Origin of the sequence: Agromyces binzhouensis (assembly GCF_042672355.1) — a bacterium.
GTDB lineage: Bacteria > Actinomycetota > Actinomycetes > Actinomycetales > Microbacteriaceae > Agromyces > Agromyces binzhouensis.
Genome location: NZ_JBHXVJ010000001.1, coordinates 473521 through 498177, shown reverse-complemented (window position 1 = coordinate 498177; position 24657 = coordinate 473521). Strand labels below are relative to the sequence as shown.

The window sequence follows — 24657 nt, the reverse complement described above, 5'->3', positions numbered from 1 at the left end:
ACCCGCGCACGGGCCGCTCGTCCCGCCGGCTCAGGGAATCGTCTGGGCGGTGACCTCGAGGTCGCTGACCGGGCGATCCCGCTGGGTGGCGAGCGCCAGTGCGGCGGCACCGCACACGACGACGATCGCGCTCGCCTCGACGGGCGTGAACGACTCACCGAGGACCAGCGCGCCGAAGACCGCCGCGATCACCGGGCCGAAGCTCGTGATGATCGCGTAGAGGCGCGGCGTGATGCGCCGGAGGATGTAGGTGTCCAGGCTGTACGGCAGCGCCGAGCTGAGCACGCCGACGCCGAGGAGCAGCCCGGCCACGCGCCAGTCGACGACGGCCGCATCGAACGTCCAGATCGCCACGGGCAGCAGCAGCACGAGGCTGACGAGGCTCGCGACCGTGAGGCCCTCGAGCCCCGGAAGGCGGGTCGCCACGCGGCGCGTGAGCAGGATGTAGGCGGCCCAGCTGGCGGCTGCGGTGAGCGCGAACAGCACGCCGACGGGGTCGACGCCCGCACCCGCCGACGACGATGCGGGCGCGGCATCCGCCCCGATGCCCGGAGCGATCAGCAGCACGACGCCCGCACCGGCGGCGACGGCGCACCCGACGTCGAGCAGGCGACGGGAGGCGAACAGCGCGATCGCGAGCGGCCCGAGGAACTCGATCGTCGCGGCGATGCCGAGTCCGAGCAGGTCGATGGAGACGTAGAACGAGACGTTCATGACGGCCAGCACGACACCGAGGGCGATCGCCGGGCGGAGCCGTCGCCAGGTGAGGCTCGCACGCTTCGGACGATAGAACGGGAGCACCGCGGCGGCCATGACCAGCTGGCGGACCGCCACGACGACGAACGCGCCGACGACGGGGATGACGAGTCCGGCGAGCGAGGAGCCGAAGTTGATCGACACCTCCGTGCCGAGCTGCGTCGCGGCTCCGGCCACTCGACGGCGGGCCGGGGATGCGCCGTCGGCGGCCCCGACGGGCACCGGGTCGGTCTCGTGCGTCACGGGACGACGATACGCGGTGCGCGACTCGCCCCCGCGCCTGTCGCACGGCCGCCCCCCGCTGCGGTTGGCTGGGATCAGGGGTGCACGATGACGAAGCCATTCGGAGGCCTGACCGACGACGAGGTGCAGCACGCGGGGCGGGTGGAGTTGCGCCGGGTCGTCGTGACCGACGACGTCGAGTCGTGGGACCTGCTGCTGTACACGGCGGGAGGCATCGAGCCGATCGCGGTCGACGCGTTCAGCCTCGACGAGCTCGACCGCATCAACCCGCCGTCGTCGCGCGACCTGGCCGACGGCGTCGCGAAGGTCGTGCTCGGATGCCACGGCCTGCGCCGCACCGAGCCCTGGACGATGTCGCGCGACGCCGCGGCCTGGACCGCGCGCGTCGCGCCGGTGCCCGTCGCCGCCTCTGAGGAGGCGCCGGCCGGGGGCTGAACCGGCGGGCGGAGCTGGGCCCCGCCGGCGCAGCGCGCTCAGCCGTCGAGCTGCTCGAGGAAGCTCGCCGGCACCGCTCCCCGCCGCGCGCGCCGCCCGGCGGTGACGCTCGCCTCGGCCGCCACGAACCCGTCCGGGCGCACGAGGTAGAGCCGGTCCGAGCGGAGCCGCCCTGCCGCAGGCGGGAAGACGTGGTGCTCGAGGCCGAGCGATGCGGCGACGCCGCGCACGAGCTCGGCCGGCGCGCCGTACCCGTGCACCTGCCACCCGAACGAGCGCAGCGCATCGAAGTTCGACGGGTCGCCTCCGGTGTACGGCAGCCGCTTGCCCACGACGTCGTCGCGCACCTGGGCGCGCGAGGGCGTCCGCTCGGACATCCGGTACCTGATCCGGATCTGCGAGATGAGGCCGAACACGCGGTCTCCACCGAGGATCCGCGGGAGCACGGGCGCGAGCAGGCGTCCGACCGTCGGGACCATGCGTCCGCGGACGGCGTGCGCGAGGCGCGACTCCGAGGTCACGTTCGCGAACAGTCGGTCCGTCGTGGCGACGAGCTTCAGCGCGACCGGCCGGCGCTCGGCCTCGTACCGGTCGAGGCGCGCCGGCGGCATCCCGCCGACGAGCACGTCGCCGAGCGCGTTCGCGAGGTTGTGCGCGTCCTGGAGGCCCGTGTTCATGCCCTGGCCGCCGACGGGAGAGTGGATGTGCGCGGCGTCGCCGATGAGGAAGCACCGCCCGTCGCGGAACCGCGCCGCCACGCGATGGTGGAGTCGGTAGGTCGCGAACCAGGTCGACGATCGGTAGCCCACCGTGAACCCTCGTGCCAGGCGCGAACGGAGCAGCTTCTCGGACAGCTCGTCCGCACCCTCGAGCTCGGTGTCGCGCACCACGCCCAGGATGCGGTGGTGCCCCTCCCCACCCATCGGGAACGACAGCAGCAGGTCGTCGGGTGCGAAGCGGACGTTCACCCAGCCCTCGACGAGGCCGCTGACGCCGATCGCGTCCGCCACGAAGAACGTGTGCTGGTTCGTCACGCCCTCGAAGGGGATGCCGTGCAGCTCGCGGACGGCCGAGTGCGCGCCGTCGGCGCCGATGACGTGCCGCGCCTCGACGACGACGCGGCCGTCGGGGCCGTCCAGGGTGGCAGAGACCAGGGACGTCTGCGACCGCAGTGCGACGAGTCGGTGACGCCAGCGCACCTCGCGCCCGGACTCGGCGAGCGCATCGACGAGCAGGCGCTCGTTGCGGCTCTGCTCGAAGACCGTCAGGTCGGGGAAGGGCGTGAGCCCCTCGCCGAACCGTCGCAGCGGGATCCGCCCGAGCTCGCGGTGCCGGAACCCGAGCACCGCACCGCTCGCCTCGGCGCGGCCGGCGAGGACGCGGTCGGCGAGCCCGAGCTGGTCGTACAGCTCCATCGAGCGCGCCTGGACCAGCAGTGCGCGCGACTCGTGGGTGGGGCCGTCCTTGCCGTCCACGACGATCGCGTCGACGCCGCGACGCGCGAGGACCACCGCGGCCATGAGCCCGCTCGGCCCCGCGCCCACGACGAGCACGTCGGTGCGGAGGATCTCGGGTTCCGCCATGCTCCCAGCCTGTCACCGCCCGATCGATGACGGAATGCGTCGGCCCGGCGCGGCCCGGGATGCCATGCTGTCGCCGTGACCCACCCCCTCGTCATCGTCCCCGGCATCGGTGGCTCCGGTCCGCAGCACTGGCAGTCGCGCTGGGAGGCGGCCCTGCCCGGCGCGCTCCGGATCGCCCCGGCGTCGTGGGACGAGCCCGAGGTCGCCGACTGGGTCGCCGCGATCGACCGCGCGGTCGCGGCGAGCCCGACCCCGCCGCTGCTCGTCGCGCACAGCCTGGGCTGCCTCGCGGTCGCGCGCTGGGCGATCGAGGCGGACGCCGCGTCCGCGCGCACGGCGGGCGCCTTCCTGGTCGCTCCCCCCGACCCGTCCGGCCCGGCCTTCCCTCCTGCGGCGGTGACCGGCGGGTTCACGCTCCCGAGCGCGCCGCTCGGCCTCCGCGCCACCGTGCTCGCCTCGACGGACGACCTCTACGCGGAACTCGCGCGGAGCGCGGCGTTCGCGGCGGCGTGGGGCGCCGGCTTCGTCGACCTCGGGGCGCGCGGGCACGTGAACGCCGCGAGCGGGCTCGGCGAGTGGCCGGAGGGACTCCAGCTGCTCGAGGACGTCGCGACTACGGCGCGCCGAGCCGCAGGTCCTCCGGCTGCGTGAGCTCGCGCGGGCCGTCGTCGCCGGAGAGCGAGTGCGGCATGCGGTCGGCGGCGACGAGCAGGGGCATCTCGAGCCCGGTGATCGCCGCGACGTCGGCGACCGCCACCTGGAACGTGCGGAACGGGCCGAGGTCGGGCACCGCGGTCGCTCCGGCGGCGACGCGGGCGCGCTCGCGCGCGGCGATGTCCGCCCTGCTCCGCATCGGATCGCCGAGGTCGACGACGGGAGCCTGGTCGAGCAGGAAGCCGGCCGTGGCGAGCTCGTCGCCTGAACGCCAGGCGACGACCTTCACGAATCGCAGCGGCACCTGGATGCCGCGGTAGGGCGGGTCGTCGGCCGCGAGCACGGGCGCGGTGAACACGCTGAGCCGCTGCGCGTGCACGCGGGCGAACGCGAGCACGTGGTCCTCCAGCCCGTTCCACAGCTCGAGCGACTGGTTGAACTCGGCCTGCTGCGGCGCCGCGTTCGGGTAGCGGAAGGTCTCGGCGTTCGCGCGGGCCGCGACCTCGGGCGGACCCCAGACCGGGTCGCGGCGGCGGACGAGGTGCCCGCGATCGAGGTCGTTGCGCGCGTACACCTCGGGCCCGGCCTGCCAGTCCTCCGGGATGCGGGCGTCGTACTCCCAGGCGTCGCGCCGTTCGACCTCGACGAGCGCGGCGCCGTCGACGTTGACGCCGGTCATGCGCGCGAACCGTCGGCGCGTGTCGAGCACGATCGTGAAGTGCACGTGGTCGAGGGCGACGGATGCCGCGGCGTCGGCCTCGGGAACCGACGGCATCGGCGCCTCGACCCCCAGGAACCGTGCATCGAAGCCCATGCATCCAGCACACCACGCACCGCCGACACCCGTGCAGGCCGCGGCTCGGCTCGGCGCACGACGGCACGACGCCACGCCGAACCGGATCGGCGACTGCGACGAACCACTCCCACGCGGGCTCCCGACTCCCCGCGGTTGCGGAGGGACCATGACGCGCACGACGGCGCAGAGGCGCGGGGCCCGCCTGCGATGGGTCGCCTGGGCCGGCGTGGCCGGGATCGCCGCCGGCGCCGCCTTCCTCGCGGTCGCCGAGCTCGTCGCCCTGCTCGTCGCGCGCGAGGCGAGCCCCGTGCTCGCGGTCGGCGCGTTCGTCATCGACATCGTGCCGCAGCCGCTGAAGGAGTTCGCGATCGCGACGTTCGGCGAGGCCGACAAGCCGGTCCTGCTCGGGGGGCTCGGCCTCGCGGTGGTCGTCGCGAGCGCGGCATCCGGGATCCTGCAGTCCTCCCGGCCGCCGCTCGGGCTCGTGGCGATGGGGCTCGCCGGGGCGGCCTCCGTCGCGGCGACCGCGACGCGAGCCGGCGCGTCGGGCTGGTCGTGGCTGCCGGCGGTCGCCGGCACGGTCGCGGGCGTCCTGCTGCTGCGCGCCGCCGTCATCCGGCTGCGCACCTGGCGCGACGGGGCGACGGCGACCGACACGGCGGGAGACGGGCGGGACCCGCGGCTCGACCGACGGGCCTTCCTCGTGCTGACCGGCATCGCCGCGGCATCCGCCGTCGTCGTCGGCCTCGGGGCCCGGCTGGCGACCGCCGCCACGTCGTCCATCGCGGCGATCCGCGAAGCGCTGCGACTGCCGCGACCGCGCTCGGTCGTCGAGCTGCCGGCCGGCGCCGAGCTCGACGTCCCCGGGCTCAGCCCGCTGATCACGCCGAACGCGGACTTCTACCGGGTCGACACGGCCCTCACCGTTCCCGCGGTGGACCCGTCGACGTGGCGGCTCGTCGTCGACGGCATGGTGGACCGGCGCATCGAGCTGACCTTCGACGACCTCGTCTCTATGGGGCTCGACGAGTACGGCGTCACGCTCACGTGCGTGTCGAACGAGGTCGGCGGCGACCTCGTCGGCACCGCGATCTGGCTCGGCGTGCCCGTGCGCGACGTCCTGCGCCTGGCCGGTCCGCAACCCGGTGCCGACATGGTCCTCTCCCGGAGCGTCGACGGATTCACCGCGTCGACCCCGCTCGAGGCGCTGACCGACGACGGCAGGGACGCGATCCTCGCGGTCGGCATGAACGGCGAGCCGCTGCCCCTCGAGCACGGCTTCCCCGTGCGGATGGTCGTGCCGGGGCTGTACGGCTACGTCTCGGCGACGAAGTGGCTCACCCGCCTGCAGGTCACGACCTTCGCCGCCGACGAGGCGTACTGGACGCCCCGCGGCTACAGCGCCGAGGCGCCGATCAAGATGTCCTCCCGCATCGACACGCCCAAGCCGGGCCGCCCCGTCCCCGCCGGTCCCGGCGTGATCGCCGGGGTCGCGTGGGCGCAGACCGTCGGCATCGAGCGCGTCGAGGTGCGCATCGACGACGGCGAGTGGCGCACGGCGACGCTGTCGACGCCGGTCAACGCCGACACGTGGGTGCAGTGGATGCTCGAGTGGGATGCCGCGCCCGGAACCCACTACGCGACGGTGCGGGCCGTCGACCGCGACGGGCGCGTCCAGGTCGAGGAGCGCGCCCCGATCGCGCCGGACGGCTCGACCGGATGGCAGCGCACCCTGATCACCGTGACGTGAGCTGTCAATGCCTCGACGGATGTCGCGCTCGCGACGAGCATCGTGGAAGGCGGCTTCCGCGCCGCCGGATGGAGGGACCATGGCCGAGACCCCGCACACCCAGGACGAGCCGATCGAGGAGGGCGCGGGCGACGCGAGTCGGGCCGACCGCATCGCCGGCATCCTCGAACAGGTCCGGAGCGACCTGCGCCTCGGTCACGCGCACGACGAGGAGGCCGAGCTGCGGCTCCGGCTGGCCGACGCCGGGATCACCGCGACCGACGCGGAGATCGAGCGGTACGTCGCACGCGAACTCTGATCGGCGTCGCCGGGGTCAGCCCGATGCCGACCCCGTCGCCAGCACGTCGGCGAGCCACGCCGCCTGCCGCTGCCAGTGCAGGCCCTGCCCGCCCTCGTGCTCGTTGAACGCGTACTCGACGACCTGCGCGCCGACCGCATGGTGGTTGGCCGCGGCGTAGACGGTCGACGGCGGGCACACGGGATCCATGAGCGCCACCGACACCAGCGCGGGCGCGGTCGCGCGCTTGGCGAAGTTCACGCCGTCGAAGTACGAGAGCGTGCGGAAGACGCTCGGCGCGGCATCCCGGTGGATCGAGAGGTACCGGACGATCTCCTGGTACGGGTCGCGGTCGGTCAGGCCCACCGACCGCTCGAAGCAGCAGAGGAACGGCACGTCGGGCATCGCCCCCACGAGCCCCTCGGCGAGCCCGGCCGCGGCGAGCGCGATGCCGCCGCCCTGCGAGCCGCCCGTGACGGCGACCCGGTCGGCGTCGACCGCGTCGAGCGAGCGCACCGCGTCGATCGCGAGCACCGCGTCGGTGAAGACGCGCCGGTAGTAGTACTCGGCCGGGTCGTGGATGCCCCGGGTCATGAATCCGGGGAACGACGGCCCGGTGCCGTGCGGGTCGGGCGTGCCGCCGCCCGTGCCCCACGCGCTGCCCTGTCCGCGGGTGTCCATGAAGAAGTACGCGTAGCCGGATGCCGCCCACTGCAGCCGCTCGTGCGGGAGGCCCCGACCTCCGCCGTAGCCGTTGTACTCGACCACCGCGGGCAGCGGCCCCGCGGCATCCGCCGGCACCAGGAACCAGCCCTTCACGGGATCGCCCGCGTACCCGGAGAACTCGACGTCGTGGACCTCGACCAGCGCGAGCGGCGACTCGACGCGCGTCAGCCGCGGCGGCCGCGCCACGGTGCGCGACGCGGCGAGCGTCCCGGCCCAGAACTCGTCGAAGTCGGCGGGTTCGGCGACCTCGGGACGGAACGCGCGGAGCTCGGCGGCGGGCAGGTCGAAGAAGGGCATGCGGACTCCTCGCTGGGTGGCGGCCGGGGTGGTCGCCAGCGTACCCGTAGGCTGACGGCATCGCGGGCACCGGGGAGGACCACATGAGCGATGAGACGCGGTCGACGCCGCGCCCGCCGAAGCGCATCATCGCCGTGGTCGTGCTGACCTACCTCGCGGGATTGGTCGACATCGCCCTCGGCGTGCTGCTCGTCCTCGCCCGCTACGACGCCGAGGTCCAGCGGGAGGGCGAGCAGCTCCCGGTCACGCTGCTCGGCGCGGCGCTCATCCTGATCGGCCTGCTCACGATCGCGATGGCCTCGGGACTCACCCGCGCGCGCAACTCCGCCCGGATCTTCGTCACCGTCCTCATGGGCCTCTCGCTCGCGACGACGGCGCTCGACCTCGTTCGCGACGCCGACGCGATCCGGTCCGCCCTCGGGGCGATCGTGCCCGTCGCCGTCATCCTCGTGCTGTGGACCGGTCGGGGGGCTCGGTACTTCCGCGAGGCGCGTTCGACACGCCCGGGGCCGTCTGCCTGACTGCGGCGACGAGCGCCGCCGGCACCGTCGGGGTCATCCGGGCGACGGCTCGCCGGTGCACGAACCGGACGACCTCGATGCCCGCGATCGCGGCGAGCGACGCGGCGAGCGCGAGCACCGCGGTGGTCTCGGTCAGCTCGACGAGTTCGAGGAAGTCGGCGGCGAGCGGGATCGCGTAGATCGCGACGAGCCCGATCGCCATCCCGCCGATGATGACGATCTTCCACCCGTCGATGGGGCGCGAGAGCACGATGAGCACCCAGAGCCCGACGATGCCGAGAACGAGCGTCGAACCGCTCCGGAGCTCGTCCTCCGGGATCCCGGCGTCGGTCGCCATGCGGCTGTAGAGGGCGAGGACGAGCGCGATGACGATGCCCGCGGGGATCGCGAAGCTCAACGACCGACGGAGGAACCCGGGGACGTAGCGGCGCGCGTTGGGCATCAGCGCGAGGAAGAACGCGGGGAAGCCGATCGTGAGCGCGTCGGTGACCGACAGCTGCCGCGGCAGGAACGGGAAGGGCAGCAGCATGACCCCGAACAGGACCGCCAGGCCGGTCGCGTACGCGGTCTTGGTGAGGAACAGCATCGACACGCGCTCGATGTTCGCCGCGACCCGGCGACCCTCGGCGACCACCCCCGGCAGGTGCGAGAACCGTCCGTCGAGGAGCACCAGGCGCGCGACCGCCTTGGTGGCCGACGAACCCGACTCCATCGCGATGCCGATGTCGGCCTCCTTGATCGCCAGCGCGTCGTTCACGCCGTCACCGGTCATGGCCACGGTGTGACCGCGGCGGCGCAGCGCCGTGACGATGTCGCGCTTCTGCGCCGGCGTCACGCGGCCGAACACCACCTCGCGCTCGAGCAGTTCTCCGAGCTCGTCGAGGTCGTCGGGCAGGGTGCGCGCGTCGATCCCGTGCGGCGCGTCCACGCCCACCTCGCGGGCGATCGCGGCGACCGTCTGCGGGTTGTCGCCCGAGATGATCCGCACGGCCACGCCCTGCGCGGCGAAGTACTCGAGGGTCTCGCGCGCGTCGCCGCGCACGTTCTCGCGGAACGTGAGCAGGACGACCGGCGTCAGCGATCGCGGCAGCCGTTCGGCCTCGGCCCGCTCGGCGGTCAGCTCGTCGGGGCTGTGCGCGAGCACCAACGTCCTGCGTCCGCTGGCGGCCAGCCCGGCCGCGCGATCGCGGAGCCCCGCGGTGGCGGGCCCGTCGGCGGCATCCGAGGCGGGGAAGACCATCTCGGGACCGCCCAGCACCCACGTGCCCCCGCCCGGGAAGCCGACCGCGCTCCACTTGCGCGACGACGCGAAGGCGATGCGCGCCTGCGGTTCGAGCGCCCGCCGCACGGGGTACGGCTCCACGAGGCACCGCGCGGTCGCGTTCGCCTCGGGGTCGGCGCCGTACCAGGCGAGGACATCGGTCCAGCCGTCCGGCGCCTCGAGCGCGACCGGGTGCGCCGCGTCGAACACGATGTCGCCCTCGGTGAGGGTCCCGGTCTTGTCGAGGCAGATCAGGTCGACCCGTGCGAGGCCCTCGACCGCCGGCAGTTCTTGGACGAGCACCTTCCGGCTCGCGAGGCGCACCGCGCCGACGGCGAACGCGATGCTCGTCATCAGCACGAGGCCGAGCGGGATCATCGCGACGATGGCCGCCACGGTCGCGACCACCGCCTCGTCCCACAGGCCCGACTCGATCGCCTGGGCCCACCCGCCCTGGGCGACCATCTGCGCGTTGAGCACGAGCAGGCTGACGGGGCCGATGATCCAGGCGATCCAGCCGAGCAGCCGGTTCAGCGACGACCGCAGCTCGGATGCGACGAGTGAGAACTGCTTGGCCTCGCTCGACAACTTGTTCGCGAAGGAGTCGGCGCCGACGCGGTCGACCACGGCGGCCCCGGCGCCGCCGATGACGATCGACCCCGACAGGACCTCATCGCCGGGCTGCTTGTCGACGGGGTCGGACTCCCCCGTCAGCATCGACTCGTCGAGCTGCAGGCGCTCGGATGCCACGACCTTCGCGTCGGCCGGAACCTGGTCGCCCGCGCGCAGCACGAGCCGGTCGTCGAGGACCACGTCGGCGAGCGGCACGTCGTGCTCGCGCCCGTCGCGCCGGACGCGCGCGCTCGGCGCGTGCAGCAGCGCGAGCCGGTCGAGCGCGCGCTTGGCGTTGAACTCCTGCCACGAGCCGATGATCGTGTTCGCGATCGCGCTGAAGCCGAAGAGCGCATCCTGCCAGCGGCCGATGAGCAGCAACGCGACGAAGCACGCCGCGATGATCCCGTTGAAGAGCGTGAAGACGTTCGCCTTGACGATGCTCCAGGCGCTCCGGCTCGTCGGGCTCTCGAACGCGTTGGTCTCCCCGCGCGCGACACGCTCGGCGACCTCGCCCGCGCTCAGTCCGTCGCTGCGCTCGTCGATGGCCCTCTCCCCGGTGCCCACCCGGTCATCCCACCACAGGCCGGTCCGGCGGCGCAGCACCCTCCGCGCCGGTCGCCCGATCGGACCGGCGGTTCGGTCGATGCGATCCGGAATCGGGTTTCGGCCCTCGGCTGTCGTCCGGAAACCGGTGGAGGATCGTCGCCCGAGTCCATACGCTCGACCTCATCGGGGGAAGGAGTCGATCATGCGATCCGTCTCGAAGTTCTCAACGGTTCCGTCCGAGCAGTACGGGTCGCCGGAGATGCCCCGCGACCTCGGCTCGTCGCAGCCGACCGTTCGCGGGCACGGCGCCCTGGCCTCCAGGCAGCTTCAGATCTACGCGTTCGATCCACAGCTCGGGAGACGGCGACGGTTCCGGATCTCGCTGGAGATCCCCCATGAATCGCTCCAGGTGGACCAGCACGGCGGGGTCGACGTCCGGCTTCGAGGTCGGCTGTTCGACGTCGTCGACTACGACGCCGCTCGTGAGCAGTACTACGAGGTGGTCGACCTGGAGGACCCGAGCCTCGTCGCGGGTGGCGGACTCCCGCCGACGGTCGACGACCCGAAGTTCCACCAGCAGATGGTCTACGCCGTCGCCATGAAGGTGGTCTCGAACTTCGAGCGAGCCCTCGGGCGCAGGGTGCAGTTCCGAGAGCCCGTCGCGCTCATCCCACACGCATTCCGTGGACGCAACGCGTTCTTCGATCCCGCCACGAACGCCATCTACTTCGGGTACTTCCGGGCCGATCCCGACGACCCCGGCGGCAACCTGCCCAACCAGTGGATCTTCACGTGCCTGTCCCACGACATCATCGCCCACGAGGTCACGCACGCGATCGTCCACAACCTCCGGCCGCGGTTCCGCGAGGCCACGAACAAGGACGTCTACGCGTTCCACGAGGCCATCGCCGACATCGTCGCGATCTTCCAGCACTTCGGGTTCCCCGGCGTGCTCGCGGACGCCGTCCAAGCCGGTCGCACCGACCTGTCGCGGCCGGGGCCGCTGCTCGAGCTGGCCGCCCAGTTCGGTCACTCCACCGGGGCCGGCCGAGCGCTGCGCAGCGCGCGCGACCGGATCGACGAGATCGCGACCTACGAGGACACGTTCGAGCCGCACGATCGCGGCGCCGTGCTGGTCCGTGCGGTCTTCGACGCCTTCTTCTCGACCTACGCCGCGCGGGTCGAGGATCTCATCCGGATCGCGACCGGCGGAACCGGGCTGTTGGGCGAGGGCTTCCTCGGCGCCGAGCTGGTCGGGCGGATCACGGATGAGGCGGGCGACACCGCCCAGCGAGTCCTCGACCTGTGCATCCGTGCCTTCGACTACCTGCCACCGCTCGACATCACGTTCAGCGACTACCTGCGGGCCCTGGTCACCGCGGATCGCGAGCTCAACCCCAGTGATCCCTATGATCTGCGCGCCAATCTCGTCGACGCGTTCCTGTCTCGCGGCATCCATCCGAAGGGGGTGTTCTCGGCCAACGAGGAGTCCCTGCTGTGGCCGGGCATCACGAGCCCGGCCGGCGACGCCCCGGAACCGCTCGCCCCGACGGTGCTCGACAGGCTGGCAGCCTTCGAGGTCGCCGAGTGGGGTGCAGCGCCGGCCGGCGAGGACGCCGACACGTCGGCCCGCATCAAGAAGCGCATCGAACGCCGGCAACACGAGCGGGGTGACCTGGAGCAGGAGGTGCGCGCCTACGGGCAGCGCCATCATGCACTGCTCGGCCTCGCACCGGACTCTCCCGACCGACCGATCGTGGTCGACGGCCTCGACCTCGTGTTCAGGGTCGGCGGCGATGGCCTTCCGCTCACCGAGGCGATCGCGCAGTTCGTACAGGTCGGCGGCGACGGTCCCGCGGGTCCGGTCGGCGGACTCGACGTCCGTGCCGGGACCACGGTCGTGTTCTCGGGCGACGGATCCCCTCGCTACGTGGTCGCCAAGCCGCTCACCGGCGGCGTCGACGACCGAGGAGCCGCGACCGGGCGGCTGGCCGAGATCGCCGAGTTCGTCGACCAATGCGACCAGCGCGACCCTCGGTCGGCGTGGTTCGGCGACGACGAGGGATTCGCCCTCCGGATGCAGGAGCGGTTCGACTTCGCGTTGGTGCACCAGATGACGCCGGTTCGCCGACCGGACAGGTCGGGGGGCGATCGCCGGGCCGACGACCGACCCGATGAGGGGGGAGCCGATCGTGGGTGAGGTCACGGTCTCGATGTACAACGTCGGCTTCGGCGACTGCTTCCTGCTCCGCATCCCCGCGGACGGCGGGGAACGGAAGGTCCTGGTCGACTGCGGCTCGATCAAGCGAGGTTCGGCAGGGAGCATCGACGACGTCGTCGAGCGGATCATCGCCGACGTCGACGACGGATCGGGGCCCTCGATCGACGTCGTCGTGATCACGCACCGCCACCGCGATCACGTGTCGGGCTTCGCGAGCGAACTCTGGCGGCGGGTCGCCGTGTCCGAGGTGTGGCTGCCCTGGACCGAGGATCCGGACGACCCGATCGCGCGCGACATCCTCCAGACGATGGCGTCGTTCGCCGACTCGTTGCGCGTCGACCGCGATGCGGGGCGCTTCGCGGCGATGTCCGCCGCCGAGACCGAGTTGGTCGACCACGTCATCGAGAACACCCTCGCGCTCTCGAACGAGGCGGCGATGTCGACGGTGCATCGCGGCTTCGCGGGCGGATCGAGCGGTGCCACGCGGCGCTTCCTCGAACGCCGGCCGGGCATGCTCGACACCTCGGAGGTCCTGCCCGGGGTGAAGGTGCACGTCCTCGGACCGTCGCGCGACGAGGACGTCATCCGGGACATGAACCCGCCATCCGGCGAGAGCTTCCTCCACGTCGCCGACGGCGGCGGACCCGACCTCGACACGTCGGACCTCCTGCCGTTCGAACCGATCCCGGCCCCCGGGCCCGGGCTGCTCCAGATGGGGGTCGAGGAGCGACTCCGGGAGATCGCGCGGCGGTCACTGCTCATGGGCGCCGTCGCGCTCGAGAGCGCCGTCAACAACACGAGCCTGATGCTCGTGTTCGAGATCGGCGAGGCCGTGCTGCTCTTCCCGGGCGACGCGCAGTGGGGAACGTGGAAGGTCAACCTCGACGATGACGTGCGGCGGGACCTCCTGGCACGAACGACGTTCTACAAGGTGGGTCACCACGGAAGCCACAACGCGACCCCGGTGAGGTTCGTCGACGACGTGCTGAACGCCGATGGCCGCGACGACGTGTGGGCGGCGATCTCGGTGACCCGGCACGGCAGGTTCACGAAGATCCCGAAGGACGAACTGCTCGACGAGCTGTCCACGAGGATCGCGAACCCGGATCGCCTGGTCCGAAGCGACCGACCGCCGTCCCCCGCCCCGCCCCCGATGTCCGTCATCCCAGGTCGGTCCGGCGTCATCCGATACGACTTCACGCTCTCCGCCTGACCCGAAGCGGCATCGGTTCGCGGACGATCCGGGACGACGGCAGGATGGGACCGGTCGCCGCGATCGGCGCGGGCCGGACGGGAGCAGCACGTGAGCGGCAGGGTCGTGGTCTCGGGGCCGGCGTCGTGGAACCGGATCGTGCATGTCGAGCACCTGCCCGAACCCGTGCCGCACATGCAGTTCGCGCTGGCCGACCACGAGACGGTGGGCGGCACGTCGGCGGGCAAGGCGCTCGGGCTCGCCGCATTCGGGCGGCCGGTGACCCTGTTCACCCTGATCGGGTCGGACCCCGACGGCGAACGCCTGCGCGGCATCCTCGAGCGCGTCGACGGACTCGAACTCGACATCGTGGACGGGGCGCGCACCGAACGGCACCTCAACCTCATGACGCCGCTCGGCGAGCGCGTGTCGATCTACCTGTCGACCCCCGACGACCGGGACTCGCCCGAGGACGACCGACTGACCGCCGCGATGGAGGACGCCGCGGCGATCGTGCTCGACCTCTCCGAGCGGTCGCGCCGGCTCATCCCCGATGCGCGGGCCTCGGGGCGACCGATCTGGACCGACCTGCACGACTACGACGGCACGAGCGAGTTCCACCTCCCGTTCCTCGCCGCCGCCGACGCGGTCTTCCTCAACGCCGACCGGCTCGGCGGCGACCCGATGCCGTTCCTGCGACGCGTGATCGACTCCGGCGCCCGGCTCGCCGTGTGCACGCTCGGCGCGGAGGGAGCAGTGGCACTCGCGTCGGAGGGCGGCGCCGTCACCGAGCACCGGGTCGACGCGGTGCCCGTCGAGGTGCGCGATGCGAACGGCGCGGGCGACGCCTTCATGTCGGGCGTGCTCCACGCGATGCTCGACGGGGCCGGCGTGGACGCCGCACTGGAGGTCGGCGCGCAGCACGCGGCATCCGTCCTCGTGACCCGGCACCTGCACCCGACGCTCGAGGCGCTCGTCGGCTGAGGGAGGACGGGGCTGCGCCCCGGATCAGCGCCTCAGCGCCGGAACGCGCGCCCGCGCACGTCGGTGGGCTGGATCCGCACCCACCGGTCCTTGGACTCCGGCGCCCACGGGTGCACCCCGAGCGTCTCGGCGTGCTCGATCTCGCTCTGCCGCTCGAGCTGGCGCGCCTCGCCCTTCGCGACGACGCTGAACGCGTCCTCGTCGGTGTAGCCGTCGACCTGGAAGGCGACGTGCGAGTGGATCGTGAGCTCGAGCAGCTTCGTCCCGGCCGCCGTGCGGAAGACGATCGCCGGGGCATCGGCGCCGTCGTGGTCGACCACGTGGTTCACCGGGAAGATGTCGACCTCGCCCGCTGCGAACACCGCGATGCGTCCGAACGGCGCCGCCTCGATGCGCGACCAGCACTCCTCCTCGCTGAGGTGCCGCGTGGGGGGCCGCAGGTCGTCCTGCTCGTCCATGGGGATTCCTTTCGTGTGTCGTCCGGTGGTCGGGAGCGTATCGCGACGGCGAGCCTCCGTCAGATCGCCGCGTCGATCGCCGCGACGGCGTCGATCGGCGCCGCGCGCGCCGACCTCGGGACGATCTCGGCGACCTGGTGGTGGTCGGGCACGCGCGCCGCCCGGCCGAGTTCGCGCCTGATCCGCGCACGCAACGCGTCGGCCGCGTGCGCCTCGCCGTGGACGACCCACGTCATGCCGGGCGGTTCGGGCGTCGCGCGCATCCAGCCGAGGATCTGCTCCGAGTCGGCGTGCGCCGACATCGACTCGATCGCGACGACCTCGGCGCGGATCGGGAGGTCCTTGCCGAACAGGCGAAGGGACCGCTCGCCCGCCTGGAGCGCAGCTCCGCGCGTGCCGCCGGCCTGGAAGCCGGTCAGGACGATCGCGTTGTGCGGGTCCGAACCGTACGCGTCGAGATGGTGCAGGATCCGCCCGCCGGTCAGCATGCCGCTCGCCGAGAGGATCACGAGGGGTCCCCCTCGCAGGTTCAGCAGCTTGGAGTCGTCGACCGACGTCACCCGCCTGGCGAGGCCGTACATGCGCCGCAGTTCGTCGTGGCCGAGCCGATGCTCCTCGGGATGCCGTTCGTAGATCTCGACGGCGTCGACCGCCATCGGGCTGTTCAGGTAGATCGGGACGTCCGGCAGCTCGCCGCGATCCGCGAGGCGCGACAGGTGCAGCAGCACGCTCTCGGTACGGCCGACCGCGAACGCGGGGATGAGCACCACGCCGCCCCGGCGCGTCACGCGGCGGATGACGTCGCCGAGCAGCCGCTCGGGATCCCCCGCCGCATGCACCCGGTCGCCGTACGTCGACTCCGCGACGAGCACGTCGGTCGATTCCAGCGCCTCCGGCGGCCGCATGAGCGGGTCGTCGGGGCGGCCGAGGTCCCCGGTGAAGTGGACGGTCGCCCCGTCGACGTCGAGCCGCGCCTGCGCCGCCCCGAGGATGTGGCCGGCGTGCACGAGTCGCACGTCGACCCCGGGGGCGATGCGCCGCGTCTCGTGGAAGTCGAGCGGCTCGAACCTCGGCATCGTCCGGCGCACGTCCTCCGACGTGTAGAGCGGACGCGGGTCGGCGTGCCGCGACCAGTGGCGGGATGCCGCGTGGCGCGCCTCCTCCTCCATGAGGTACGCGCTGTCGGCCAGCATGATCTCGGCGAGCTCGATCGTGCCCGGGCTCGCGAGGATGCGACCGGCGAACCCGTCGCGCACGAGCGCGGGCAGATACCCGGAGTGGTCCAGGTGCGCATGGGTCAGGACCACCGCGTCGATGGTCGCGGGATCGACGGGGAACGGCTGCCGATTGCGCGCGCGGAGCACCTTGTAGCCCTGGAACAGGCCGCAGTCGACGAGCACGCGCGCGCCGTCGCGCTCGACGAGGTGGCGCGACCCGGTGACGGTGTCCGCCGCCCCGAGGAACCGGATGCTCCGCGGGCCCATGGCCTATCCGACGTCGCTGACCACGATGACCGGACCGGCGGCGCTCAGCAGCAGGTCGTGGCTGACCGAGCCCAGGAGGAAGCGGGCCATGCCGCCCGCCGTGTGGCTGCCCACGACCACGACGGCGGCGGTGTCGCTGTACTCGGCGAGCACCGCAGCGGCCGACCCGCGCTCGAGTCGTCCGGACGGCGCACCGCCGAGCGATCGGGCGAACTCCACGGCCTCGTCGAGCACGTCGCGTCGCATCTCCTCCATGAGGGCGACGTCGCCGAGGTACTCCACGTAGGCCGAGTTCCAGCTCGTCGGCACGACCCACGCGTGGACGAGCTCGAGCGGGCGCCCGGAACGTGCGGCCTCGTCGACGCCGACGCGGATCGCCGCCCGCGCCTCATCGGACCCGTCGACGCCGACCACCACGGCGCGGCGCTCCACGGCCTCCCAGTCGGGCGGGACGACGGCGACCGCGCCACGTCCGCGCCGCCCGGCGAGCCGGGCGCCGAGGGTCCACGCGGTCTCGTGTCCGCTCTGCGATCCGCCGACCACGACGAGCGCGCTGCCGTCGAGGTACGTGGCGAGCTCCTTGTCGGCGCGGCCGTGCACGGTGAGCGTGTCGACCGAGCGTCCGGGGTGCTCGACGCGAAGCCGTGCGGCACGGTCGATCAGCTCGACCCGCGCCTCGGGGAGGTCGCCGGTGGCCCGCAGGTACTCGCTCGACGTGTCCGCACCCGGCACGGTGTGCACGATGAGCAGGGGTGCCGCATCGTCACGGGCCGCCGCCCACTCCAGTGCTGCCTCCGCGTTCGGGGACCCGTCCCACCCGACGACGATCTGCGTGAACACGTCCGATCACCCCTTCGTGCCGTATCCCGACGGCCTGCACCCAGCCTCGCGGAGGGCGGTCGGCGCCGTCGGGCCCAAGGTCACTCGGGCGGGGAGCGCCGCCGTCCGACGCCCGTCGCGGAGGGCTCGGCCCTCAGCGCCCGCGGTGGTCGACGAACGACATCCGCGGGCCTCGCCGCGGTCGTCCGCGCAGCCCCGCCGCCATCATCAGCCGGATGACGCGGTAGCGCTGGCCTGCCCACGGCGCGAGCGCATCGAGCATCTCGTCGTCGGTCATGTCGCGCCCGAACAGCGCGTGCCCGACGTAGTTGGCCAGGTGGTAGTCACCGACCGACACCGCGTCGGCGTCTCCGAACGCGCGCTGCGCGACCTCCGCTGCCGTCCACGCGCCGACGCCCGGGAAGACGGTCAGTCGGGCGGCGGCATCGGGGGGCGCGAGGTCGGCCGCCTCCTCGATCCGGGATGCTCGGGCGGCCGCGCGCTGGATCGCCGCCGCACGCTTCGGGTCGACCCCGGCCCGATGCCATTCCCAGACGGGGACGGCGCGCCATCCGTCGGCCGAGGGCGCGACCCGCATCGGGTTCGGCACCGGGCCGGGCGCCGGGGTGCCGAACGCGAGCACCAGTCGACGCCAGGAGGCGTGGGCCTGCAGCGTGATCACCTTCTGCTCGAGGATCGCGGGCACGAGCGACTCCATCACGCGCGCGGTGCGCGGCACGCGCAGTCCGGGGTTGCGCCGGTGCGCCGCATCGAGCTCCTCGACGCCCGTCCGGAATCCCGTCGTGTCGTCGCGCTCCCCGAGCATCGACGGGGCGAGCGCGACGGCGGCGCCGGCACCCGTCCCCCACGCCTCGACACGGACCAGGTCGACATCGCGCTGCACGATCCGCATCGTCGCCGGCCCGTCGTCGGTCAGCGTCGCGCGCCAGATCGCGCCGTCGGGCGTGCGCGTGAAGGTCGGGTCGCCGGGGCCGCGACGCAGCACGGAGATCGTCTGCGCGACGTCGGTCTCGTGCGGGGCGCGCCAGTCGAGCGCGTGGTCGGGACTCACCCCTCCAGTGTGCGCCCCGCCACCGTCTCCGCCCGAACCGCCTCCATCCGCGGCGCGGCGTTCGTCGCCGGACGCGCCCGGTGGGATCATCCGGGTGTGGCGAAGTTGACCGCGATGCTGCTTCCGACGCTGCAGCGCAACCCGCTGACCGACCTGCTCGACCAGCTCGACCTCGGGTCGGGCGATCGCGTGGGCAAGCGGAGCGGCTTCGTGATCATGCTCGTGCTGTCGGGGATCATCGCCGCGGCCGGAGTGCTCCTCGACTCGACGGCCACGGTGATCGGAGCCATGATCATCGCCCCGCTCGGAACGCCGATCCTGGGCATCGCCGCGGGGATCGTGACCGGGCGGGCCCGCATGGTCGTGGCATCCCTCGTCTGGGTCTCGGGTGCCGTGGCGGCGGTGATCCTCATCGGCGCGGCGTTCTCGATCGTGCTGCCGGCCGGCACGAACCTCAACGCGAACTCCCAGATCACCGGCCGAACCTCGCCGCAGCTGATGGACCTCGTCGCGGCGCTCGCCACCGGCGTCGCGGGGGCGTTCGCGATGAGCCGGAAGGACCTCAGCGCCGTCCTCCCCGGCGTGGCCATCGCGATCTCGCTGGTCCCGCCGCTCGCGGTCGTCGGCGTCACGCTCGGTCAGGGGGACTTCGACGGGGCGTTCGGCGCCTTCCTGCTGTTCTTCTCGAACGTCGTCGCGCTCATCATCGCCGGGGCGATCGTGTTCACGCTCGCGGGCTACTCGCGCGACGCGCTCGCGCTGCCGAGCCGTCGTCGGCGCGCGTACACGATCGTCACGGTGCTCACCATCCTCACCGTCATCCCTCTCGGACTCAACACCGTCGTCATCGTCGCCCAGGCGACCTGGACGGCGCGCATCCACGCCGCAGCGACCGAGTGGATCGCCGACGGGGAGGGAGAGGTCGACGGCGTCACCTGGAAGAGCCTCGTCGCCCGCGTCTCGGTGCAGGCTCCGGGCGGCCGGATCCCCCCGGTCTCGGAGCTCCGCGATGCGCTCGCGTCCGAGGTCCCGTCGCTCGTCGGCGTGGAGGTGGACGTCACCGACGCCGTGGTGCACCCGGTCGTCGAGCGGGACTGACGCGACCCTGCCCCGGATGCCGGCCTGCGCGTCGGGCCAGCACACGAGGTCGTCACCGCCGCCGTCGATGGGCGAGGATCGACGTGGACCGTCGAGGAGAGGACCATCCATGCACGACCGACCCCAGGCACCCCGACCGGGCGAGGACCCGCACGACGGGCTGCACCCCGAGACCGTCGCGGTGCACGCCGGCCGGCCGCCCCGCGAGCCCGACGGACCGATGAGCGAACCCGTCCACCTCGCGTCGACGTTCCACGCCGGCGGTCCGACCGCGTACGGCCGCTACGGAAACCCGTCGTGGACGGCCTTCGAGGAGGCGCTCGGTGCGCTCGAGGGCGGGGACTGCGTCGCGTTCGCGTCCGGGATGGGCGCCATCTCGGCGGTCCTCGCGCTCGTCCCGACCGGCGGCACGGTCGTCGCGCCCCGGCACTCCTACACCGGCACGATCGGCCTGCTCGACGACCTCGTCCAGACCCGCGACGTCTCCGTGCGCTTCGTCGACGTCCGCGACGCCGACGCGGTGGCGGATGCCGCGCAGGGCGCCGACCTCGTCTGGGTCGAGTCGCCCACCAACCCCGCGCTCGAGGTGGCCGACCTCGGCGCGATCGGCCGTGCCGCCCGCGAGGCCGGCGCGCTGTTCGCGGTGGACAACACGTTCGCGACGCCCCTGCTGCAGCGCCCGCTCGAGTCGGGCGCCGACCTCGTGGTCCACTCGGCGACGAAGTCGATCTCGGGGCACAGCGACGTCGTCCTGGGCGCGGTGATCGCACGCGACGCGGCGCTGCGCGACCGGATCATCACGCGCCGGAGCCTCGGCGGCGCGATCCCCGGACCGCTCGACGCGTTCCTCGCGCTCCGCGGGCTCCGCACGCTGCCCGTGCGGCTCGAGCGCGCCCAGGCGAACGCCCGCGAACTCGCCGCGCGCTTCGCCGACCACCCGTCGCTCGACGAGGTCCGCTACCCGGGCTTCGGGACGATCGTCTCGATCGTGGTCGCGGGCGGGGCGGATGCCGCGGAGCGCGTCGCCTCGTCGACCCGGGTGTGGGTGCACTCCACGAGCCTCGGCGGAGTCGAGTCGCAGCTCGAGCGACGCCGTCGCTGGCCCGCCGAGGCGGAGACCATCCCCGACGGCCTGATCCGCCTCTCGGTCGGGCTCGAGCACGTCGACGACCTCGCACGCGACCTCGAGCAGGCGCTCGCACACGCGACCGATCCGGGCGACGATGCGCCCGACACCGCGTCGAAGCCGGTCCCGCCCGCGGCGGCCGGCTACTGACGGCGGGCGCCCGAGGGATCGCATGACCTTCGGCCCCGACGTCCGGGCGGCGGAGCGGGCATGCTGGTGCCGACCCGGCCCGCGTCGAAGGGGGTGGCGACGATGAGCATGCAGGGCATCGCGCGCCGTGTGCTGCTGACGATCCAGATCTTCGTGGGCATCACCAGCGTGTTCGGTGGCGCGGCGCTCGTGCTCGGCGGCGTGATCGACTTCAGCGGCACCGCGATGGCGATCCCGCAGTCCTACCTCGACGGTTCGCCGTTCACGTCGTTCCTGGTCCCCGGGCTCGCGCTCGCGTTCGTGGTCGGGGGCACGCACCTGCTCGCGTTCGTGATGCTGGCGCGCCGCATGCGGTGGACCATGATCGCGTCGGCCGTCGCCGGCTTCGGCATGCTCGTCTGGGTCTTCGTCCAGATGGTGTTCATCCCGTTCAGCCCGTTGCAGGCGGTCTACTTCGGCCTCGGCCTCCTCGAGCTCGCGGCGACCCTCGTGCAGCTCGACATCCTGCACCCGTGGGTGCACGCGAGCGTGCACCGCGACCGGGCTTCGCAGGCCCCTGCCGCACGCCCGGACTGAGTGGGGTCGCGGCGCTACCGCCGCCTCGTGATCCGTGCCATGGTGGGGATCGGGGCACCTGCTGCCGGACACGAGATGAGGTCGTCATGACCCGGATGCCGCGGAACGGAGTCTTCGCCGGGCGGCGCGCCCGCGCCGGTGCGTCCTTCCTCGCGGTCGCGGTCGTGATGGCGGCGACGAGCGTGTCGGTCGACCTGGCCGTGCCCGGGTTCGCCTCGTCGGTCCAGCGGGCGGTCGTCGGCACGATGTCCGAGGTCATCGAGGTCGTCGCGGTGTGGGGGGCGCTCCCGCTCGGCCTGCTGCTGCTGATCACCGCCGGCGAGCCGCGGGCCTGGCGACGATGGGCCGCGGTCGTGGCCGCCGTCGCAGCCCCCATCGCGGTGCAGTTCACGGGCGTCGGCGATTCGCCGTTCCTGATCCTGCTCGCCCTCGCGGCGGCCGTGGGCGGTTACGCGATCATCGCGCTCGGCCTGTCCGAGCGCCGGGGCGATCCGAGCCGCACCGATCGGGTCGGGATCGCGGTCGCGGTCCTCGGGGCCGCGGAGCTCGCGGTGATCGCGCTCGGCACGCTGCACCTGCTGGTCTGGAATCCGATGGCGGCCGTGCCCGAGCTCTCGCTCGCGCAGATCTACGGGATCCTGGTCGAACGCTACGGGGTGATCGACGGCGGGCCGTTCGTCTGGGCGCTCGGCGCCACGCTCGCGACCGTCGCGGGGTCGATCGTGGCGATCCAGGGCTCACGGCGCGGGATCGTCACGACGCACGACGTGGTCACGGTCGGGCTGCTCCTCATCCACGCGACGACCTTCTTCCTCTGGTGGGCGGGGTTCGCGATCGGCCTGAACCTCGCGGACGCGTTCGCGGCCGGCGGCGGCGACGTCTCGTCGGGCGGCTCGCTGCTCGCCCTCGTCGGGGCCTCGTGCCTCGCCGCCGCCATCCTCCTCCAGCTGCGTCACGCCCCGGTCCGGGACGACGACACCGCCTCGGCCGGTGACGACGACGAGTCCGACGAGTCCGACGACCGGGCGGACCCGCACCCGACCGCCGACTCGGGCGCGGACCCCGGCGGTCCCGAGGGCGCCCCAGCCGCCGTCACCCCCTAGCGTGGTGTCATGGCTGCGCGCAGCGACGACGCCGTGGTGCTCGAGGTCGGGGGCCACGAGGTCCGCGTGAGCCATCCGGACCGGGTCGTCTTCCCCGAGCCCGGCCTGACGAAGCGCGACCTCGTCCGGTACTACCTCGCCGTCGCGGACGGCGCGCTGCGCGGCGCGGGCGGCAGGCCGATGGTGCTCAAGCGGTTCGTGAAGGGCATCGGCGCGGAGCCGTTCTTCCAGAAGCGCGTGCCCGAGAACCACCCCGCATTCATCGACACCGCGACCCTGCACTACGCGCGCGGCACGTCGGCCGAGGAGACGGTCGTGCGCGACGCCGCCGGCCTGGCCTGGGTCGTGAACCTCGGATGCCTCGACCTCAACCCGCACCCCGTACGGGCCGAGGACCTCGACCACCCCGACGAACTGCGCGTCGACCTCGACCCGATGCCCGGCGTCGACTGGTCGCAGATCGTCGACGTCGCGATGGTCGCGCGCGACGTGCTCGAGGACCACGGGCTCGTCGGCTGGCCGAAGACGTCCGGCTCGCGCGGCATCCACCTGCTCGTGCGCATCGAGCCCCGCTGGGACTTCCGCGAGGTGCGGCTCGCCGCCGAGGCGCTCGCGCGCGAGGTCGAACGGCGGGCACCCGGGCTCGCCTCGGCACGGTGGTGGAAGGAGGAGCGCGGCGAGAGCGTGTTCGTCGACTTCAACCAGAACGCGAAGGACCGCACCGTGGCATCCGCCTACTCGGTCCGACCGCTGCCCGACGCGCGGGTCTCGACGCCGCTCGACTGGGACGAGGTCCGCTCGCGGCGACCGGAGGAGTTCACGGTCTCGACCGTGCTCGAGCGCTTCGGCGAGCGCGGCGACCCGCACGCGGGGATCGACGACGCGGTCGGATCGCTCGACGGGCTGCTGCGACTGGCGGAGGCGCTCGGCCCCGCCGAGAAGGCGCCCCGGGGCGCCTCGCGCGGGGACGGCTCGGGGCGCCGGGTCTCGACGATGCCGCTCATCGAGGTCGCCCGCACCGAGACGAAGCCCGAGGCGCTCGACGCGCTCGAACGCTGGAAGGCGGCGAACGCCGTCGTCGTGCCGCACCTGACGCCCTCCGACGTGCTCGTCGACGGCATGCGCGGGTCGAGTTCGCTCTGGTACCGGGTGCGGGTGAACCTGCAGCACGTGCCCGATGCGGATCGGCCCGAGCAGGGCCCGCTCGTCGCGGACTACGATCCGTGGGCCGGGCGTGGCGCTCCGGGAGGCGATGCCCCCTCACGGGGCGACGGCGCCTAGGCCGTGCGCGGCGTGAACGCCGCGTGCAGCAGTTCCCACGCCCGATCGGCGGTGGCAGCACGCTCGGCCGGCTCGGTCCGGGCGACGAGGCCGGCGAGCATCGAGATCGCGAGGAGCACGTCCTCGACGTCGACGTGCTCGCCGAACCTGCCCGCGGCCCGCTCGTGCTCGACGGCGGCCACCGCGATGTCGCGCACGCGCGCGCCGAGGCGTTCGACGCGGGGATCGTGCGGGTGCGCGCTGATGAGGTCGATCAGCGCGGTCGAGACGATGGCCTGCGCGATCACGCCCTGGAGGAGGTCGTCGAGCCCGGCCTCCGGCGGGGCGACCGCGGCCTCGAGCTCGTCGAGGTTCTCCTCGTAGACGGCGACCGCGAGCGAGAGGCGGTCGGGGAAGTGCCGGTAGAGGCTGCCCTGGCCGACGCCGGCTCGCCTGGCGATCGCGCTGAAGGGTGCGGAGAGACCGTCGGCGGCGAAGATCTCGCGCGCGGCGGCGAGCAGTGCGCGCCGGTTGGCCGGCCCGGCGCTCGGGCCGAGGTTCGGCTTGCGCGGCTTGGGACCTTCTCCCCGTGCACTCTCGGACATGGGTGCTAGGTTACTACCGGACAGAGTTGTCCGGTGTCCTCCGAGGACA

23 protein-coding genes are annotated in these 24657 nt (G+C 73.2%); 13 read left to right on the top strand and 10 right to left on the bottom strand.

The features are described from left to right. Nucleotides 1-30: 30 nt before the first annotated feature. The gene (locus tag ACFVHK_RS02435) at nucleotides 31-999 is read right to left on the bottom strand and encodes an EamA family transporter (RefSeq protein WP_376927418.1); all 969 of its coding nucleotides are present in this window, start codon (nucleotides 997-999) and stop codon (nucleotides 31-33) included. Nucleotides 1000-1086: 87 nt separating this feature from the next. Between ACFVHK_RS02435 and ACFVHK_RS02430 the strand changes: the two genes are divergently transcribed. Then, nucleotides 1087-1434 (top strand): hypothetical protein, encoded by a 348-nt coding sequence (locus tag ACFVHK_RS02430; protein WP_376927417.1) that lies wholly within the window; start codon nucleotides 1087-1089, stop codon nucleotides 1432-1434. A gap of 38 nt (nucleotides 1435-1472) precedes the next feature. Here the strand turns inward: ACFVHK_RS02430 and ACFVHK_RS02425 are convergent, their stop codons facing one another. Further along, nucleotides 1473-3017, bottom strand: coding sequence for an FAD-dependent monooxygenase (locus ACFVHK_RS02425; protein ID WP_376927416.1), 1545 nt, complete (start codon nucleotides 3015-3017; stop codon nucleotides 1473-1475). Nucleotides 3018-3092: 75 nt separating this feature from the next. Here ACFVHK_RS02425 and ACFVHK_RS02420 point away from each other — a divergent pair, with 75 nt between their 5' ends. Then, complete coding sequence (locus tag ACFVHK_RS02420) at nucleotides 3093-3668, top strand: RBBP9/YdeN family alpha/beta hydrolase (RefSeq protein WP_376927415.1); 576 nt, start codon at nucleotides 3093-3095, stop codon at nucleotides 3666-3668. Here the strand turns inward: ACFVHK_RS02420 and ACFVHK_RS02415 are convergent. Further along, the gene (locus tag ACFVHK_RS02415) at nucleotides 3631-4485 is read right to left on the bottom strand and encodes a DNA/RNA non-specific endonuclease (protein ID WP_376927414.1); all 855 of its coding nucleotides are present in this window, start codon (nucleotides 4483-4485) and stop codon (nucleotides 3631-3633) included. The genes ACFVHK_RS02420 and ACFVHK_RS02415 overlap by 38 nt on opposite strands. A 148-nt stretch (nucleotides 4486-4633) precedes the next feature. Here ACFVHK_RS02415 and ACFVHK_RS02410 point away from each other — a divergent pair, with 148 nt between their 5' ends. Next, entirely contained in the window at nucleotides 4634-6217 is a 1584-nt protein-coding gene (locus ACFVHK_RS02410) for a molybdopterin-dependent oxidoreductase (RefSeq protein ID WP_376927413.1), read from the top strand. Between the two features lie 79 nt (nucleotides 6218-6296). Then, nucleotides 6297-6515: a hypothetical protein gene (locus ACFVHK_RS02405; RefSeq protein WP_129234820.1), complete on the top strand. Its 219-nt coding sequence runs from the start codon at nucleotides 6297-6299 to the stop codon at nucleotides 6513-6515. 15 nt (nucleotides 6516-6530) lie between these two features. Here the strand turns inward: ACFVHK_RS02405 and ACFVHK_RS02400 are convergent, their stop codons facing one another. Continuing rightward, on the bottom strand, nucleotides 6531-7517 hold the full coding sequence (locus ACFVHK_RS02400) for an acetylxylan esterase (RefSeq protein WP_376927412.1): 987 nt from the start codon (nucleotides 7515-7517) through the stop codon (nucleotides 6531-6533). A gap of 83 nt (nucleotides 7518-7600) precedes the next feature. Here ACFVHK_RS02400 and ACFVHK_RS02395 point away from each other — a divergent pair, with 83 nt between their 5' ends. After that, nucleotides 7601-8038, top strand: a complete 438-nt coding sequence (locus tag ACFVHK_RS02395) for a hypothetical protein (protein ID WP_376927411.1) — start codon at nucleotides 7601-7603, stop codon at nucleotides 8036-8038. On the opposite strand, the gene ACFVHK_RS02390 is transcribed toward ACFVHK_RS02395, so the two are convergent. After that, complete coding sequence (locus ACFVHK_RS02390; RefSeq protein ID WP_376927410.1) at nucleotides 7959-10478, bottom strand: HAD-IC family P-type ATPase; 2520 nt, start codon at nucleotides 10476-10478, stop codon at nucleotides 7959-7961. The genes ACFVHK_RS02395 and ACFVHK_RS02390 overlap by 80 nt on opposite strands. Before the next feature lie 184 nt (nucleotides 10479-10662). On the opposite strand from ACFVHK_RS02390, the gene ACFVHK_RS02385 reads away from it, so the two are divergent. The 3 genes from ACFVHK_RS02385 (at nucleotide 10663) to ACFVHK_RS02375 (ending at nucleotide 14857) form a co-directional block, all read left to right on the top strand. After that, a complete protein-coding gene (locus ACFVHK_RS02385) occupies nucleotides 10663-12660 on the top strand; it encodes a hypothetical protein (RefSeq protein ID WP_376927409.1) in 1998 nt (665 codons plus the stop codon). Next, nucleotides 12653-13894, top strand: a complete 1242-nt coding sequence (locus tag ACFVHK_RS02380) for a hypothetical protein (RefSeq protein WP_376927408.1) — start codon at nucleotides 12653-12655, stop codon at nucleotides 13892-13894. The genes ACFVHK_RS02385 and ACFVHK_RS02380 overlap by 8 nt, the downstream gene beginning before the upstream one ends. 90 nt (nucleotides 13895-13984) lie before the next feature. After that, entirely contained in the window at nucleotides 13985-14857 is an 873-nt protein-coding gene (locus ACFVHK_RS02375) for a carbohydrate kinase family protein (RefSeq protein WP_376927407.1), read from the top strand. Between the two features lie 32 nt (nucleotides 14858-14889). Here ACFVHK_RS02375 and ACFVHK_RS02370 read toward each other — a convergent pair whose 3' ends face one another. From ACFVHK_RS02370 to ACFVHK_RS02355, 4 genes are all read right to left on the bottom strand, one after another. Next, entirely contained in the window at nucleotides 14890-15315 is a 426-nt protein-coding gene (locus ACFVHK_RS02370; protein ID WP_129234823.1) for a pyridoxamine 5'-phosphate oxidase family protein, read from the bottom strand. Nucleotides 15316-15374: 59 nt separating this feature from the next. Next, on the bottom strand, nucleotides 15375-16799 hold the full coding sequence (locus ACFVHK_RS02365) for an MBL fold metallo-hydrolase RNA specificity domain-containing protein (protein WP_376927406.1): 1425 nt from the start codon (nucleotides 16797-16799) through the stop codon (nucleotides 15375-15377). A gap of 3 nt (nucleotides 16800-16802) precedes the next feature. Continuing rightward, nucleotides 16803-17639: a universal stress protein gene (locus ACFVHK_RS02360; RefSeq protein ID WP_376927405.1), complete on the bottom strand. Its 837-nt coding sequence runs from the start codon at nucleotides 17637-17639 to the stop codon at nucleotides 16803-16805. Between the two features lie 133 nt (nucleotides 17640-17772). Continuing rightward, nucleotides 17773-18690, bottom strand: coding sequence for a DNA-3-methyladenine glycosylase family protein (locus ACFVHK_RS02355; RefSeq protein ID WP_376927404.1), 918 nt, complete (start codon nucleotides 18688-18690; stop codon nucleotides 17773-17775). Between the two features lie 96 nt (nucleotides 18691-18786). Between ACFVHK_RS02355 and ACFVHK_RS02350 the strand changes: the two genes are divergently transcribed. The 5 genes from ACFVHK_RS02350 (at nucleotide 18787) to ligD (ending at nucleotide 24024) form a co-directional block, all read left to right on the top strand. Further along, nucleotides 18787-19788 carry a DUF389 domain-containing protein gene (locus ACFVHK_RS02350; protein ID WP_376927403.1) on the top strand — a complete coding sequence of 334 codons (1002 nt, stop codon included), beginning with the start codon at nucleotides 18787-18789 and terminating at the stop codon, nucleotides 19786-19788. 109 nt (nucleotides 19789-19897) lie between these two features. Continuing rightward, nucleotides 19898-21064 carry a trans-sulfuration enzyme family protein gene (locus ACFVHK_RS02345; RefSeq protein ID WP_376927402.1) on the top strand — a complete coding sequence of 389 codons (1167 nt, stop codon included), beginning with the start codon at nucleotides 19898-19900 and terminating at the stop codon, nucleotides 21062-21064. A 60-nt stretch (nucleotides 21065-21124) separates the two neighbouring features. Further along, entirely contained in the window at nucleotides 21125-21640 is a 516-nt protein-coding gene (locus ACFVHK_RS02340) for a hypothetical protein (RefSeq protein WP_376927401.1), read from the top strand. Between the two features lie 86 nt (nucleotides 21641-21726). Continuing rightward, nucleotides 21727-22743, top strand: coding sequence for a hypothetical protein (locus ACFVHK_RS02335; RefSeq protein WP_376927400.1), 1017 nt, complete (start codon nucleotides 21727-21729; stop codon nucleotides 22741-22743). A gap of 9 nt (nucleotides 22744-22752) precedes the next feature. Next, nucleotides 22753-24024: a non-homologous end-joining DNA ligase gene (gene ligD / locus ACFVHK_RS02330; RefSeq protein ID WP_376927399.1), complete on the top strand. Its 1272-nt coding sequence runs from the start codon at nucleotides 22753-22755 to the stop codon at nucleotides 24022-24024. On the opposite strand, the gene ACFVHK_RS02325 is transcribed toward ligD, so the two are convergent. Further along, the gene (locus tag ACFVHK_RS02325; RefSeq protein WP_129234386.1) at nucleotides 24021-24608 is read right to left on the bottom strand and encodes a TetR/AcrR family transcriptional regulator; all 588 of its coding nucleotides are present in this window, start codon (nucleotides 24606-24608) and stop codon (nucleotides 24021-24023) included. The genes ligD and ACFVHK_RS02325 overlap by 4 nt on opposite strands. Nucleotides 24609-24657: the final 49 nt, after the last annotated feature.